This is a genomic window from Myxococcales bacterium (genome assembly GCA_022184915.1).
Lineage (GTDB): Bacteria > Myxococcota_A > Polyangia > Fen-1088 > Fen-1088 > JAGTJU01.
Map to the genome: position 1 here is coordinate 620,888 of JAGTJU010000001.1, position 14,522 is coordinate 635,409.

Annotated in this window: 11 protein-coding genes; 7 read left to right on the forward strand and 4 right to left on the reverse strand. The window is 64.7% G+C overall.

Going from position 1 to position 14,522, the window contains the following annotated elements; all coding sequences use genetic code 11:
- Positions 1-39: 39 nt before the first annotated feature.
- The gene (locus KA712_02650; GenBank protein ID MCG5051835.1) at positions 40-3,207 is read right to left on the reverse strand and encodes an efflux RND transporter permease subunit; all 3,168 of its coding nucleotides are present in this window, start codon (positions 3,205-3,207) and stop codon (positions 40-42) included.
- Positions 3,208-3,241: 34 nt separating this feature from the next.
- Positions 3,242-4,333, reverse strand: a complete 1,092-nt coding sequence (locus tag KA712_02655; GenBank protein MCG5051836.1) for an efflux RND transporter periplasmic adaptor subunit — start codon at positions 4,331-4,333, stop codon at positions 3,242-3,244.
- 303 nt (positions 4,334-4,636) lie between these two features.
- Here KA712_02655 and KA712_02660 point away from each other — a divergent pair, with 303 nt between their 5' ends.
- The 4 genes from KA712_02660 to KA712_02675 all read left to right on the forward strand — a co-directional run bounded on the left by KA712_02660 (position 4,637) and on the right by KA712_02675 (position 8,615).
- A complete protein-coding gene (locus KA712_02660; protein ID MCG5051837.1) occupies positions 4,637-6,184 on the forward strand; it encodes a TolC family protein in 1,548 nt (515 codons plus the stop codon).
- A 101-nt stretch (positions 6,185-6,285) separates the two neighbouring features.
- Positions 6,286-7,047 carry a sugar phosphate isomerase/epimerase gene (locus tag KA712_02665; GenBank protein ID MCG5051838.1) on the forward strand — a complete coding sequence of 254 codons (762 nt, stop codon included), beginning with the start codon at positions 6,286-6,288 and terminating at the stop codon, positions 7,045-7,047.
- 252 nt (positions 7,048-7,299) lie between these two features.
- On the forward strand, positions 7,300-8,199 hold the full coding sequence (locus KA712_02670) for a hypothetical protein (protein ID MCG5051839.1): 900 nt from the start codon (positions 7,300-7,302) through the stop codon (positions 8,197-8,199).
- Entirely contained in the window at positions 8,181-8,615 is a 435-nt protein-coding gene (locus KA712_02675) for a hypothetical protein (protein ID MCG5051840.1), read from the forward strand. Before KA712_02670 ends, KA712_02675 begins: the two co-directional genes overlap by 19 nt.
- 235 nt (positions 8,616-8,850) lie before the next feature.
- Here KA712_02675 and KA712_02680 read toward each other — a convergent pair whose 3' ends face one another.
- On the reverse strand, positions 8,851-9,174 hold the full coding sequence (locus KA712_02680; GenBank protein MCG5051841.1) for a type II toxin-antitoxin system PemK/MazF family toxin: 324 nt from the start codon (positions 9,172-9,174) through the stop codon (positions 8,851-8,853).
- 55 nt (positions 9,175-9,229) lie between these two features.
- The gene (locus tag KA712_02685; protein MCG5051842.1) at positions 9,230-9,454 is read right to left on the reverse strand and encodes an antitoxin MazE family protein; all 225 of its coding nucleotides are present in this window, start codon (positions 9,452-9,454) and stop codon (positions 9,230-9,232) included.
- 136 nt (positions 9,455-9,590) lie between these two features.
- Between KA712_02685 and KA712_02690 the strand changes: the two genes are divergently transcribed.
- The 3 genes from KA712_02690 to KA712_02700 all read left to right on the forward strand — a co-directional run bounded on the left by KA712_02690 (position 9,591) and on the right by KA712_02700 (position 14,452).
- On the forward strand, positions 9,591-11,123 hold the full coding sequence (locus KA712_02690) for a PilT/PilU family type 4a pilus ATPase (protein MCG5051843.1): 1,533 nt from the start codon (positions 9,591-9,593) through the stop codon (positions 11,121-11,123).
- Positions 11,124-11,570: 447 nt separating this feature from the next.
- Positions 11,571-13,052, forward strand: a complete 1,482-nt coding sequence (locus KA712_02695) for a DUF1592 domain-containing protein (GenBank protein ID MCG5051844.1) — start codon at positions 11,571-11,573, stop codon at positions 13,050-13,052.
- On the forward strand, positions 13,049-14,452 hold the full coding sequence (locus KA712_02700) for a DUF1552 domain-containing protein (GenBank protein ID MCG5051845.1): 1,404 nt from the start codon (positions 13,049-13,051) through the stop codon (positions 14,450-14,452). The genes KA712_02695 and KA712_02700 overlap by 4 nt, the downstream gene beginning before the upstream one ends.
- Positions 14,453-14,522: the final 70 nt, after the last annotated feature.

Here is a 14,522-nt window from a genome sequence, read left to right on the forward strand (position 1 = left end):
CCCGGGCTCCGCCCCAGCCCCGGTCCGGGCCTTTGCGCTTCACGCGGATTGCTCCTGGTTTTCGAGGTCGGCCGGCGCGGGCAGCCGGTTTACCAGCCGGACCACCCGCACCTTGAGCTTCGCGAAGCGAGCCCCGGCATCGTCCAGGAGGGAATATGTCACCGGGGTGGCCAGCAGCGTGAGCAGCAGGGAGAGCACCTGCCCCCCCACGATCACGCCCGCCGTGGCCTGGTTGAAGCCGGCGCCGATGCCCGTGGCCACGGCCAGGGGGATCATGCCTGCGACGAAGGCCAAGGTGGTCATGAGGATGGGTCGGAGCCGGTCGCGGTTGGCTTGCAGGATCGCGGGCAGCCGCTCCATGCCCTGTTCCCGCAGCTTGTTGGTGTGATCGATCTGCAAAATGGCGTTCTTTTTCACCACCGCGAAGAGGACCAGGATGCCCAGCATCGACTGAATGTTGAGCGACTGCCCCAACATCAGCAACGAGACCAAGGCGAAGGGCAGGGTGAGGGGAAGGGCCATCAAGATGGTGAGGGGGTGCACCCACGACTCGAACTGCGCGGCCAAAACCAGGTACATGAAGACGATCGACAGCACGAACGCGAGCAAAAACGCTTTGCCCGCCTTGGCCATCTCTTTCGAGCGACCCAGAGGGCCCGCGGTGTAGCCCGCGGGCAGCGCGAGCGCGGCGATGCCTGCCTTGACGCCGTCGAGCACGTCGCCTTCCGCGAACCCGGGCGCCACGTTGGCCGAGAGCACCACCTGCCGGCGGCGGTTGAGGCGGTTGATCTGGGCAGGGCCTTTGCCTTCTTCAAGGCTCACCACGTCGGTGAGCGGCACCGCACCGAGGCGCACGGACGGCACCGTCACCAAAGACAAAGCCCGCGCGTCCATGCGGTACGCCCGTTCGGCCCGGGTGTGAATCTCGTAGGATTGACCCGCCTCCTCGTAGGTGGACACCTTCACGTCGCCCATGAGGAGCTGCAAGGTGGTGGCGATGTCGGCTACGGACACCCCCAGGTCGGCGGCCCGGTTGCGATCGATGAGCACACCCACCTCGGGCTTTCCGCCCACGAGCGACGATTTGACGTCCACCGCGCCCGGGACCTGCTTCATCGCCACGAGCATGCGGTCCGAATAGTCCTGCAGCTTGTCGAGATCGGGGCCCGTGATCTCGTAGTTCACGAGGGCTTCGGCGAAGCCGCCCGAAAAGAGGGGCACCAAAGAGACGTCGACCACCAGCTCCTTCGGGAGCTTGGCAAGCACCTCACGCCGCACGCGCTCCATCATTTCGTTCTGGTCTTCGTTGCGCAGGTGCGGATCGACGAGCCTTACGTACACGGCGGCTTGGTTGCTGGCCCGCTGGACGTTGTCACCCACGGTCACCACGGTGCCAAGGACACCCGCGAGCTTGCGCACGTCGCGGGCGATGCGTTCGGCCACGAGCGCCGTGGCCTCCAGGTTCGAGCCTTCGGGGGCGCGCACGTTCACCTCGAAGTGCGCCTCGTCGCTGTCAGGCAAGAAGCCCTTCTTCACGCTGCCCATGAGGGGCGGCACGGTGGCCAACGCCGCCACGCAGGCCACCACCACCACCCAGCGTCGGCGCATGACTCCGGCGAGCAGATACATGTACGCGCGCTCGATCGGGCCGTAAAACCTGTCCACGATGCGCTCGAGGAGGGGCGTTCGATGGGCGCGCCCGCCGCCTTCGTTGGCCAGGGGCCGCGCGGCCTTGAGCCAGCGGGCCGATAGCATGGGTGTCAACGAAAAGCTGACGAACATGGAGATGGCGATGGCCGCGGCCATGGTGAGGCCGAAGCTCTTGAGAAAGCGCCCCACGATGCCCGACATGAACGCGACGGGTACGAACACCGCCAGCAACGAGAGCGTGGTGGCCAGCACCGCCAGCCCGATCTCCTTGGTGGCCACGATGGCCGCTTCGCGGGGCGCCATCTTGCGTTCGTAGACGTAGCGGTGGATGTTCTCCAGCACCACGATCGCATCGTCGATGACGATGCCCACCGAGAGGGCGAGCGCAAGCAGGGTGATGGTATCGAGGGTGAAGCCCTGGATCCACATCAGCGCGAACGTGCCGATGAGGGAAACGGGGATGGCCACGGCGGCGATCACGGTGCTGCGCAGCTCGCCCAGAAACAAAAGCACCGTGAGCGCAGCGAAAAGTGCCCCCAGGACGAGGTGCTCGCCCACGGCGGCCACGCTGGTGCGGATCGTACGTGAGTTGTCCCGAACCATCTCCAAGGTGACTCCGGTGGGCAGCAGCGGCGTGAGCTCGGCGACCTTTTCGGCCAGCGCGTCCACGACGGCCACGGTGTTGGCGTCGGCCTGCTTGCGCACCGAAAGCATCACTCCGGGAACCCCGTTTTGGTTGGCATAGGTCTCGGCTTGTTCGGTGCCGTCGTCGACACGAGCCACGTCACCCAGGCGGATGGGCCTCTCGGGCGTCTGGCGCACCACGAGCTCCGTGAGCGCACCGGGGCTCGCCACGCGCCCATGGATGCGCAAGGTTTGGGTGGACGCGCCGGCTTCGAGAGAGCCCGCGGGCAAGATCAGGTTCTGCGACGCCAGCGCGCGCTGCACGTCGACCGCCGTGAGACCCAAGCTGCGCATCTTGACGGGGTCGAGCCAAACGTTGACCTGGCGCTTCTTGCCCCCGAGCAGAGTCACCTGCCCCACGCCGGACACGGTTTCGAGCTGCCGGCGCAAGGTCTTGTCGACCAGCTCCGTGAGCGCGCGCGGGGCCAATGCCTCGGCGTTCACCGAAAGATAGGCCACCGGCGTGGCCCCGGGATCCAGCTTCATGACCACGGGCGGATCGAGGCCGCGGGGCAGGTTGACCATGGCCTGTGTGACCCGGTCACGGACTTCCTGGCTGGCCACATCGATGCTCTTGTCCATCTCGAAGCTCACCCAGATCTGCGAGATGCCCTCGCTCGACACCGAGCGGAGCTCCTCGATACCGGCAATCGTATTTATGGCTTCTTCGAGCTTGTCGGTGACCTCGGTTTCCATCTCCGCAGGTCCCGCGCCAGGCAGACGTGCGCTGACGGAGACCCACGGAAACTCTACCTTGGGGAAGCGATCCACCCCGAGCTGCGCATAACCCGCGAGCCCGAGCACAATCACGCCGAGCACGAGCACGGTGGCAAACACCGGACGACGTACGCTGACACTGGCCAACCATTGCATGGCGAATCTCCTGAATGATGTCGTTGGGTGTTTGCTAGGGCGTCCGCAGGGTGACGGCTTGGCCGTCGTGCAGCTCGCCCTGCGCGTTGGCCACTACGGCTTCGCCGGCGCTGAGGCCGGACGCCAGGGCGATGCGATCGCCGTTCCGCCCGCTCACATGCACCAGGCGCTCTTCGACGAGGCCGTTTTTCACCACGAAGACGCGATCGCTTTCGTCGTTGCGGCCCTCGCGCACGGCGGCCTCGGGCAGCACGACGTGGGCGCGCTCACCCAGGACGACGTTGGCCGTGGCGAACATGCCGGGGCGCAACGGGCCGTGAGCGTTGTCGACGAGGGCTTCGACGATGAGATCGCGTGAAGCCTGCCGCACGGCGCTGCCCACGTAGCGAATGCGTCCCGAGAAGGTTTGTGCGGGAAAGGCGGCCACCTGAAAATGCACATCCTGCGAAGCCGTCACCTGGGCGAGAGCCGCTTCGGGCACGGCCAGCTCGAGCCGCAGGGTGTTCATCTCGACCAGCCGAATCACCCGGGAATCAGGGCGCACATACTCGCCCTCGGTGACGAACTTCTCCACCACCATGCCGGAAAAGGGTGCCCGCACGACGGCGTCCCCCAGGCTCTTGCCGGCGAGGCGCGCCTGCGCTCCTGCCGATGCGGCCCGCAACCGCGCCGCTTCGCATTCGGTACGGGCGCGGTCGTATTCGGCCTGATTGATGGCGCCCTCGGCGAACAAGCGCTCGGTGCGGGCACACTCGGTTTTGGCGAGCGCCAGCTGCGCCTTGGCTATCTCGGCCTGCGCCTCGGCCTGCTCCTGCGCCAGCGCGGCGCTGCGCCTGTCGAGTGAGACGAGGGGCGCGCCCTTCTTGACGACGCTGCCGCGTTCGACGTGCGTGGCGATGACCTTGCCGGCGGCGTCGGCGGCCACGAGCGCATCCCGGTTCGCGATCAAGGACCCGGTGAGGGTGAGCGTGCGCGGCCAAGGTTGAGACACGGCCGTCACGGTCGAGACCTCGGTGGCCGGGCTGGGGGCGGGTGGTGCCACGGGCAAAGAGGCCTCGGCGGCACAGCCGGCAACGGCCAAAAAGGCCAAGGCAAAACGTGGGCGGGGGGTCAAGCGAGCGGTCATCGGGTCCTCCGTGGGATTTTTCGCGACCCCGCAATGCAGGACGTGGGCCAACCCGAGGCAGAGCGCAGGGACGTGGCAAGGGGTTGAAATCCTTGGGGCCCCGGCGCACCGAGCGGACGAGGCCCCCGCGCGAGCCCGTTCAGGTGTCCGCGCCTGTTGACAAGTGTCCGGGCCCGGACGCCGGTGTCCGGCTCCTGCGTCTGCCCCCCGCTTCGCAGCCCAACTCATTGAACGCGTACGCCTTGCGCGGCCGCAAGGACGGAAGTTACGCGCTGGCACAGGCTTTGAAGACGACGCCCGACCGTGTCCGCCTTGTCCATAAGCAACCCCGATCGTGTGCAGGAGATCGTCGTGAAGCCCATCGCCTCTTTGCTCGTCGCCTCGTTCGCCGCCTCCGTCGTGCGCCTCGTGCTGTATGCCGCAGTCTTGGTGGGCGCGACCAGCTTGCTCACGCTGATGAGCGCGGGCCGCGCGCACGGCGCCCCGGCGCCCGAAGCCGCCTTCGGACTTGCCATCACACCAGGCGGGCTCACGGCAGACGCCGTGGCCTTGCGTGCAGCCTCGACGAGCTTCGAGGTGCAAGGGCGCGCGGCAGAAGCGCGGGCGGCGGAGGCATCGGTAAGCCAGGCCGACGCGGCGTATCTGCCGCGCTTGAGCGGAGGTGCGCGCTATGCGCGGCTCTCTCCGATCGAGCAGCCCGCGCTGGGCACGCTCGTGGCGGCGCCCGGTGTACCGCCCGGGCCGTTGGCGCCAGGCGCGGCGCTGGTTGCGGTGCCGCTCACGTTCCCCGTGATCCTCGACCAGTACGTCGCACAGGCCAGCTTGACGGTGCCTCTTTCGGATTACCTGCTTCGTTTGCCGCGGGGGCATGCCTCGGCCGAGGCCCGCCGGCGCGCGGCGCAGCTCACCCTGCGGGCCGCGAGGCTGGCCTCTGCCCAGAACGCGCGTCAGCTCTTTTTCGGCTGGGCCAAGGCCCGCTGGCAGGTGGCGGTGGCCGAACAAACGCTGGCGCAAGCGCGGGCCCAGCGCGAGACCGTGGACAAACGCGCCGAGGTGGGGAGCGCAAGCAAGGCCGACGTGCTGCGGGTGCAATCCCTGGTGGCCTCAGCGGAGTTGCTCGCCACACGTACGCGCACCCAGGCCGAGGTGCTCGAGCAGCAGCTGCGCACCGTGCTTCACGACGAGCGGGAGGGTGCGTACGAGGTGGGTGAGGACGTACAATCCGAGGTGGCTCTGCCTGCCGATGCTGCCACGGCGCCGTTGACGGCGCTTTACGAGGAGGCGCTGGAGCGGCGGCTCGAGACGCGGGCCCTCGATGCGGTTTCCGAGAGCCTCGTGCAAAAAGCAAAGGTTCTGCGCGCTGTGGGGCTTCCCCGTCTCGATGCCGTGGCGAGCGCGCTCTATGCGAACCCGAACCCACGCTTCATTCCCGCGCAAGACACGTGGCGGGGCACCTGGGAGGCCGGTCTTCAGCTGACGTGGGCCCCCACCGATACGGTGGCCACCGAGTCCCAGCGGCGCGAGGTGCTGGCGCAGGTGGAAGCCACGCAGGCTCAAAAACGAGCTCTCGAGGACGGCATTCGGCGGGAGGTGTCGCAGGCACAAGGCGCGCTTCGCGAGGCGCTGCAAGCGCAGCACGCAGCCTCGCGCGGGCTGGCGGCGTCCGAAGAGGGCTACCGCGTGCGAAAGCTCTTGCTGGATACGGGCCGGGCCACCACGGTGGAGATGCTCGATGCCGAGACGGATCTTTTGCGGGCGCGCTGGGAGCTCATCGGGGCGCGCCTCGACGCCCGGGCGGCGAAGGCGCGGCTCGAGCACGCCCTTGGCCGCGACGTGCGTGCGGGAACGTGACGTCGCGCTTGCCGGCCGCCGAGGTCAAGCCGGCGCACCTTTCATCAACGCAGGGCATGGCGGCGAGCTCGAAAAGGCGTTTTTTTGTGTAGATGTCGCGCGTGCTTTCCTGTTCGTCTTTGCCGTTGACCCACTTGCCCGTGCCGGAGGCTCTAGCGCGGCTTGCCGCGATGGGCTTCGACAGCTGGGAGCTGCCAATTCGGGGTGATGGCGTGCACCTTGGGCACCTCGATCCTGTGGCGTTGCTCGCCTCGCCCGAGGTGGGGGAACGCTTCACGAGAGACGTGCGCGCGGTGGAGAGTCTGCGCTTGGTCTCGGCAGGCTTCGAGATCGATCGCCGGTCCGACGTGGCCCGCGAGCAAAAGCTGCTCGACGCCTGCGCCGCCTTGTTGGCACCGCTCGGCTGCCGCACGATGACCGTGTTCGCCTTCGATGACGGTGCGGCCCCGAACGAGACGCGCTTGCCGGCGTTGGCAAGGGTCTTGAGCCGCTACGGGATGCGCATGGTGATCGAGACGCACAAACGCACCACCACGCAGGACCCCGTGCGCGCGCTGGCGCTGTGCGAGGCGATGCAGGTATCGCTCAACCTGGATCACTCCCATTACATAGGTCAGGGCTATGAGCTCTCCGTCGTCAAGCCGCTGTTGCCCCACGTCGTTGCGCTGCAAGTGCGAGGCTGCGGCCCCGGAGCGCTGGAAGCGGCGGTGGAGGGCCCGGCCGACGAGGGCCTGCAGGCGTGGCGGCGCGACGTGCTCGAAGCGTTGCCTGCCGAGACGCCCGTGACCATCGAATACATTGATCGCCAACGCAACTGGGAGCCTTCCATCCGGAACCTGCGCGCCCTCATCAGCAACAAGTGAGGTTAGTGGGGATATCGCCCCGGGCGAGGATCTGCGAGACTCTGTCCTGATGGTAACGGAACTACGCTGAGGGGAGAGGGTCCAGAAGAAGTGCCAAAGCCTGTGAGTCACGACAACCAAGTCATCGCCTTGCCGCAGAACGATCGACGGCAGAGGCGGGAGTCAAGGATAAGTCCTGCGGCTGCAGAGAAACTGGGAGGCAGACCTGCTGTCCGAGCTCCTGGGCGGGATTACCCTCCAAGCCGAGAGCTCGTGCCTCCGGGAAAATCGGCCGCGCTAAACGCCGAAAGCCTGAATCAGTTAGGTTCATGGTTACAAAGCATCTTGGCTTATAGGCCTGCGACGGAGGGGAAGCCTTGGGTTTTTTACGAGAAGATCGATGCCTATCTTGGTCCGTGGGGTGACAAAGGCTATCCGCTTTCGTATGGCCTCAAATACTGCAAGCTATTCTACTCGGATCGGGTCCTCAACGAGAGTCCGGTGGGGAAGAGATGGGTGCGCCGCACTTTGCTGTTGCTGCAGACTGAGATAGCTGACGTGATTCAGAATCGTTTCCGCGCTGGCACGCTGGCAAGGCTGGGCATGGAGGAATTCACAGAGTTGGCATTCGACTCTCATCCGCGTGCCTATACGCGAGGAGGGTTGTCGCTTGTTGGGCTTCTGGCTCCGCACTTGCTTGGGCAGATCCTCTTCATTCCGAAGTCTGAGTTTTCTCCCGTTTCACAAAACTTTTTAGGAACCGTGGTTCAGGTGGTTGGAACCATCCGATTGATTGTGCCCGATGTGATTGGAGTGGCCCTGGCCGGCACAGTGGGTGAGGCCATGTCGGGGAATTTGAAGCGTGCGTTTCTTCGCGATTCTGATCGCTTTCGAGATGAGCACCGCATGGCGATTTCGCTGGTCGAAATCAAGCAACTGGTGAGGTCAGGCAGCGTGGACCACGTTGGCACGTTACAGGCGTTGCGCAAGGCCCTCACTGTCGGAATGGTCCCGGGTGACCGTATTGGTGCACTTGCGGCTGATGCCTTGTCGGAGGTAAAAGAACGAGAAGTCGTGGTTCGAACTCGGTACCTTCGGGAGTGCATTGCCGACCCAGATTTGACTTCGATCTATACCGCTTTTGATCCTGACGCATGGAAGAGCCGCCAGTGATCTTCATAGCGTTGCGCATTGTGATGGGCGCGGGTGCAGCATTCATGCTTCTGTTTGATTGGCCGCTCGGGGTCGCGCTGTCACTCGCCGTCGGTCTTGATTTCGTGTTGTGGATTTCTGGCGTCGTTGCCGGATTCTCCGTTGTTGCTCGTGGAGGTCTTGCGCTGCTAGTGGGGCTGTTGGGGTTGGCGGTAAGTCGTTTCGCTGAGAGGAAGAAGCCCGGTGGCGGATGGCAATTCTCTGGTCCCATTGTCTTCTTTCTCTTGCGGGCCACTGCGTATGTGGAGGCGTGGGCGATGGGTGGATTCAAAGAGGTTTCGATAGTTCTACCCATCTTCGATCTAATCGCTTCGTCGGTGGCATTTGCAATGCCCGTGACCGTCGCTGCATGGCTTCGGCATCGACGGGCCAGATGACGGCGAATCTCGAAGGCTGTCTCATGTGCCGGGAGTGAGTGGAATGCTGGGATTTATGTTGGTGATTCCGGCCAGATGGGGGACGGCAAGGAGAGCCCAGGCCTAATTGATGGCGGGCGCGTTAGCGCGTCAATGGCCCAGAGTTCTCGTCGGCTCGACAATCAACCCGTCGTCTCGATGACGCTGAACCAGCACACCTGCGACCAGCGGCCTCCTTGGGATTCTGACGGTCCGCTTACTTCGCGATCCCCAAGAACACGGCCAAGCACCGCTCGACCTCCAACAGAGCATCTGGGTCGATGTGTCCGAAGGCGGGCCCTAACTTGTCGCGCTTGACCGTCACAGCCTTGTCCACCATCACCTGGGATGGCTTCTGCAAGCCGTTCTGTGGGCTTGGTTGAATCGTCACGCGCAGCAACGGCGCTGCAACAAGGACGCTGGTTACAGGTAGCACGGTGACGCTGCCGAGCTCGCTGAACAGGTTGGCCTGGATAACCAGTGCAGGCCGAGGCTTGCCAAGGTCGCCCTGCATAACGATGGTCACGAGGTCGCCGCGCATGGGCGTTTACTCCACCCCACCGTCCACGTCAGCCAAGGCTTCATCCGTGAGGCGTTTATTCCACCCAGCCGTTCACGTCAGCCAAGGCTTCATCCATAACCTGCTGCATGGCAGTGTCGGCACTGTCGCCCTGAGCCACGAGCAAGCATTGGCGTCGGCACTGCTCCGCAAAGTCATGGCGGCGCGTGTCAGGCACCCAGATTTGAACGGGACGAAGTCCCGCCGCGCGCATGGCATCGCGGTGCTTTTGAACCCGTTGATTGACGTGCGTCGTTGCCAAAGCCCGAGCCTCGAGTCCGGTTACATGCAACATTCTGCCCGGTCATTGCGTTACATGCAACAGGCTTTTTGAGTGGCGCCCTTGGCGCCCTGGGGCGCTGACGCTCTGGCCCGGCGCGTGCAATGCTGGGGGTACGATGGCTGCCGTGGATTCCTTGGTGGGGCTCATCGACCTGCGAAAGGCCGATGGTCTGGTTCTCGAAGCAGGACGTGTGCCTGCCCTCCTGGGGGGCGCGAGCGGGGGGGCATTGACCATGCCGCCTCTCGATGCAGGCCTGATGACGGTCTTTCTCGAAGAGCTGCTCACCGCAGAAGAGAACCTTGCCCTGGCCGCAGGGCAGATCGTGGAGCGGGGCTACGAATCGGCGGCGAACGGACAGTTTGTCATCAAGGCGCGCATGGAAAGCGGGCGTGCCAAGATGACAATCCGGCGAGGCGTGTTTCGTGGGCCGGCTCCGTTGCTGGACCCATCACCCTCGCCACACCCGGCCGCGCCGCCTGCGGGCGCGTACGAGGCCCCGAGGCCGCCGCCCCCACGGGCCTATCATTTGCCTTCGTCAGCCGCCGCGCCACCCGCTCCCGGGGTGGCCGGCGCGTTGCTTCGGCCGCTGCTGTCGCAGGCGGTTGCCCATGACGCCTCCGATGTTTTTCTTTCGGCGGGCCGGGCGCCCACCATGAAAGTGCGGGGTCAGGTGGAACCCCTGTCGGGAGCGAAGCTCACGGAGGATCGCCTGGTGGCGCTCTTCGAGGAGTGGTTGTCTCCCGCGCGGCGGGCCCAGCTGGACGCCGAAGGAAGTGTTGATTTTGGCCTGCAGCTCGACGACCCAGGGCCGCGCTTTCGTGTGAATCTGTTTCGTCACCTGCAGGGCCTTGGGGCCGCGCTGCGGCCCATCCGCGACCGTGTGCCAGAGCTTGCGCAGCTTGCCCTGCCGCGCACGCTGCTGCGGCTCATCACGGTGCCCCACGGGTTGGTTCTGATGACGGGCCCCACGGGCTCGGGAAAGTCGACCACGTTGGCGGCGTTGCTCGCGCACGTCAATGGCACGAGGGCTTGCCACGTGGTGACGCTGGAAGACCCTATCGAGCACCGGTTCACGCCCGATCGCGCTCTGTTTCATCAGCGCGAGATCGGCACGCACGTTGCCAACTTCTCCACGGGCCTTCGAGCCGCTTTGCGCGAGAGCCCCGACATCATCCTCGTGGGCGAGATGAGGGATCCCGAAACGATAGGGCTGGCGCTCACCGCCGCCGAAACGGGCCACCTGGTGCTCTCGACCTTGCATGCGGGAAGTGCCGCCGGGGCGATTGAACGCATGACCAGCGGGTTCGCGGAGTCGCAGCGCCCAGCGGTACGCGCGCAGATCGCGTCGTGCTTGCGGTTCGTGGTCACGCAGCATCTGGTCGCCAGCACGGACGGTCAGCGCCTCCCCGTGGTCGAGCAACTCACCGTGAACCATGCCGTGGCCGCACAGATACGCGATGGTCGCACCCACTTGCTGGCCACCCAGATGGAGCTGGGAAGCGAAGAGGGCATGTTGACGCTCGAAGCGTCTCTTTTGGACCTGGTACGCCAGGGGCGCATCACCGCCAAAACGGCCCTCACGGTGGCGCCCAACCGGGAGACCTTCGAGGCGTTGCTCGTGACCCCGCCAGGTCGCGGCCGGGGATGAGTACCCCGCGGTGGGTGCAAGACGGCGCCCCGTTGACGCAACCGGCAGGGGGCCTTTGCAGCGAGAAGTTTGTCACCGCGTTGATCCTCCAGGGTCCCGAGGCGCGACATTGACTGAGTTGATGAATCGTCCACCGTGTCTACGCGTGCCGGAGGAAAATTGATGTACCTGAAAAGACGAGGTTTCGTCTCCACCGCGGGGCTTGGCGCCGCACAGGCCGCGAGCGGCGCCCCTCCCTGCCGGCCTCGGGCCCCGTGGGCACCCACCGGCGTCTTTGGCCTCCTGTGTCTTGGCGTCGCGGCGTGTGCAGGGTCAATCGGCGCTTCCGGCGAGGGGGCAAACGACGACGAGCCGTCACCAACGCCCCGTGCCGGGGCAGGGGGCTCCCCGATGCCGGGGACCGGTGGCATGACGGCGACCCAGGGTCCCCTGTCAGGTGATGCCCCGATGCGCCGGCTGACGAACCAGGAGTACGCGCGCACCTTGGCTGACCTGCTGGACCTCGACGTGGGCGGGCTGAGCTTGCCTCCCGAGGAGGAAGTGCATGGCTTCAAGAACAACGCCGAAGCCCTGACATTCTCACCCGTGTTGGCAGAACGACACTTGCTCATCGCAGAAACACTGTCTTCACGCGCGGTGATGGATCTGCCGAAGCTCACGGGTTGCGGCGAAAAACAAGACGAAGACTGCGCGAAAGCGTTCATCTCACGGCTGGGGCAACGCGCCTGGCGCCGGCCTCTGGAACCGACGGAAAGCGCCAACTTGCTCGATATGTTCCGAGAGGGATCCAAAGCGGGATTCGCAGAAGGTGTGCGGCTCGTCGTGCAGGCTCTGCTCATGTCCCCCTCGTTCGCGTATCGGACCGAGCAGGGCGAAGGTGGGCCTGATGGGCAGCTCCGTCCCACCTCCTGGGAGATGGCGTCGCGCCTGTCGTATTTGATGTGGGGCACGATGCCCGATGCCGAGCTCTTTGCAGCGGCCGCAGACGACAAGCTCAAGACCGAGGAGCAGGTCCTGGCGCAAGCGGAACGGCTCCTCAAAAGCCCCCGGTCACGCATTCCGATGCAGGAGTTTTTCGTGGAGTGGCTGGGCCTCGAAGGCGTGCAGACCGTTACGAAGGACGCAAAAGCATATCCAGGCTTCAGTGCCGCCGTGGCGGAGGCTCAAAGCCAGGAGATCGCGAAGTTTCTCGAGGCTGCGTTCTGGTCGGACGAGGGCGGTTTTGCGGATCTGTTCACCAGCAAAGACACCTTCGTGAACAGCGTGCTGGCAAAGCATTATCAGCTTCCCGAACCGGCGGGCGCGACCTTCGAAAGGCGAACCTTTCCTGATGACAACCGGGCCGGTATTCTGAGCATGGGCGGCTTGATGGCCAAGCTGGCCGCGCCCGACCAAACCTCCCCCACCTTGCGTGGGGTGTTCGTTCGCGAACGGGTGCTGTGCTACGAGTTGGAGCCCCCTCCGGTTTCGGTCGACAACGTTCTGCCGTCCCCCACACCCGCGACGACAACCCGCGGCAGGGTCAATGATCACCAATCCGACCCGAATTGTTCCGGATGCCACCGGCTCTTTGATCCTATCGGCTTCGGTTTCGAGCGTTTCGACGCGGTAGGAAGGTTGCGAGACACAGACGGGGGCAAGCCCGTAGATGATTCCGGTGAAGTGTTCGGCTCCTCGATAGGAAGTTTCAGAGGCGCCGCAGAGCTCGGTCGCAAGCTAGCGGCAGACGAAGGCGCCGCCCGTTGCATGGCCACCAACTTTCTCAGGTTTGCGTTGGGGCGTTCCGAGACACCGGCCGACGAGAACACGGTCACTGCGATGAAGGACCAGCTTTTGTCCGGTGACAAGCCGCTTTGGGCTTTGATTCCGACGCTGGTGACCTCCGATCGTTTTGTCTCCCCTTCATCGAGCCAAGGAGTGAAGCCATGAAGCTCTTGCCGCGACGTCAATTCCTTCGAGGAGCCGCGGGCGTCACGATAGCCCTTCCCTCGCTCCTCTCCCTGGAGGGCCGCGCCAAGCCCGCACACGCTGCGCAGAATCCCAAACGATTCATCGCCATGGCCACCGTTCTTGGGACCTACCCAGAACGCTTTTGGCCGCGCGCGCCGGGGTCACAGGCCTTCGCCCCCGATTACCGCCCGCAGCGCAACTACGCCACGGGCACGGGAGACGGGGAAAGCACGGTGTTCGAGCTTCAAGAGATCGGCAAGCCGCTCGAGGCACACAAGGGGGATCTGATTTACATCGAAGGCCTGAACCGTGTGAACAGCAGCGGCCATGGAGGCTACTGCAACCTCCTCACGGGCGTGAGCTCCCCGGTTCCGAAGGAAGAGATCGGGGGGGCCATGAGTTTGGATCAGGCGATCGCAAAGAAGATTGGTGGCGATACCAAGTTCTCCTCTCTTCAAGTGGGCGTGCAGAACTCCGGCACGGGCAAGTACGCGTGTTTATCCTGGTACGCGTCGGGCCAACCCGCTCCCGCGGAGCCGAATCCGATCGAGCTATACAAGCGCGTGTTTGCGGAGGTGCCTGACCGGGGCGCTGACAACAGCGCCTTGGAAGCGATGATCGCACGACGCAAGTCCGTGCTGGACGCAGCGATGGCACAGGCCAAGACTCTGCAGCAAAAGGCCAGCGCTGCGGACAAGGCCAAGCTTGAAAACTATTTCGATTCCGTCCGTCAGGTGGAAATGCGGCTGACGAAGATCAACGCCGCGCTGGGTTGCAGCAAACCCGCGTCACCGGCGCTTGGACCCTTTCCCAAGAACATTCCCGTGGAAGCCACGCCTGACGTGGCGCAGGCTCAGGTCGAACTTCTCACGCTGGCGTTTGCTTGCGACCTCACCCGGGTGGCCACGTTCCAAATTGGCCATGAGGGGTCGAACATGACCCACCCCTGGCTGCAGGTTCCCATTCGCCATCACGACCTGTCTCACACGAAGCCGGATGCTGCCGACTACCAAAAGAACTACGACCACATCGCCGCGATAGGCAACTGGCACGCCAAGGTGCTAGCCGTGCTCATCGATCGGCTGAAGCAGATGCCTGAGGGTGAGAGCACCGTATGGGACAACACCCTGGTGCTGTGGATGAACGGCCTCACGTGGGGCTGCTTTCACTCTGACGATCAGATCCCTGTGATGCTTGCTGGCTCTGCAGGCGGTCACTTCAAGACGGGTCGACATTTGCGGTTCTCTCGCGAGAAGGGCATGCCCATAGCCACCACCAACGACGTGATGGCACAGGTCCAGAAGGCTTATGGCATCACCGACAGTGGTTTTGGCGATCCGAAGTTCAACCAACGCCCGCTGCCGCAGTTGGTGGGCTGACGGGGGCGTCACATTCTGACTGTTGCACGGTCGCCGAAATCGGGGGTAGGCGTTCCGATATCCGCGGGGG

Coding starts and splice junctions, on each gene's coding strand:
- KA712_02690 (MCG5051843.1), top strand. CDS start 9,591: ATGGCTGCCGTGGATTCCTTGGTGGGGCTCATCGACCTGCGAAAGGCC.
- KA712_02680 (MCG5051841.1), bottom strand. CDS start 9,174: ATGCGCGGCGACCTCGTGACCATCGTTATGCAGGGCGACCTTGGCAAG.
- KA712_02700 (MCG5051845.1), top strand. CDS start 13,049: ATGAAGCTCTTGCCGCGACGTCAATTCCTTCGAGGAGCCGCGGGCGTC.
- KA712_02695 (MCG5051844.1), top strand. CDS start 11,571: ATGCGCCGGCTGACGAACCAGGAGTACGCGCGCACCTTGGCTGACCTG.
- KA712_02650 (MCG5051835.1), bottom strand. CDS start 3,207: ATGCAATGGTTGGCCAGTGTCAGCGTACGTCGTCCGGTGTTTGCCACC.
- KA712_02655 (MCG5051836.1), bottom strand. CDS start 4,333: ATGACCGCTCGCTTGACCCCCCGCCCACGTTTTGCCTTGGCCTTTTTG.
- KA712_02675 (MCG5051840.1), top strand. CDS start 8,181: ATGGAAGAGCCGCCAGTGATCTTCATAGCGTTGCGCATTGTGATGGGC.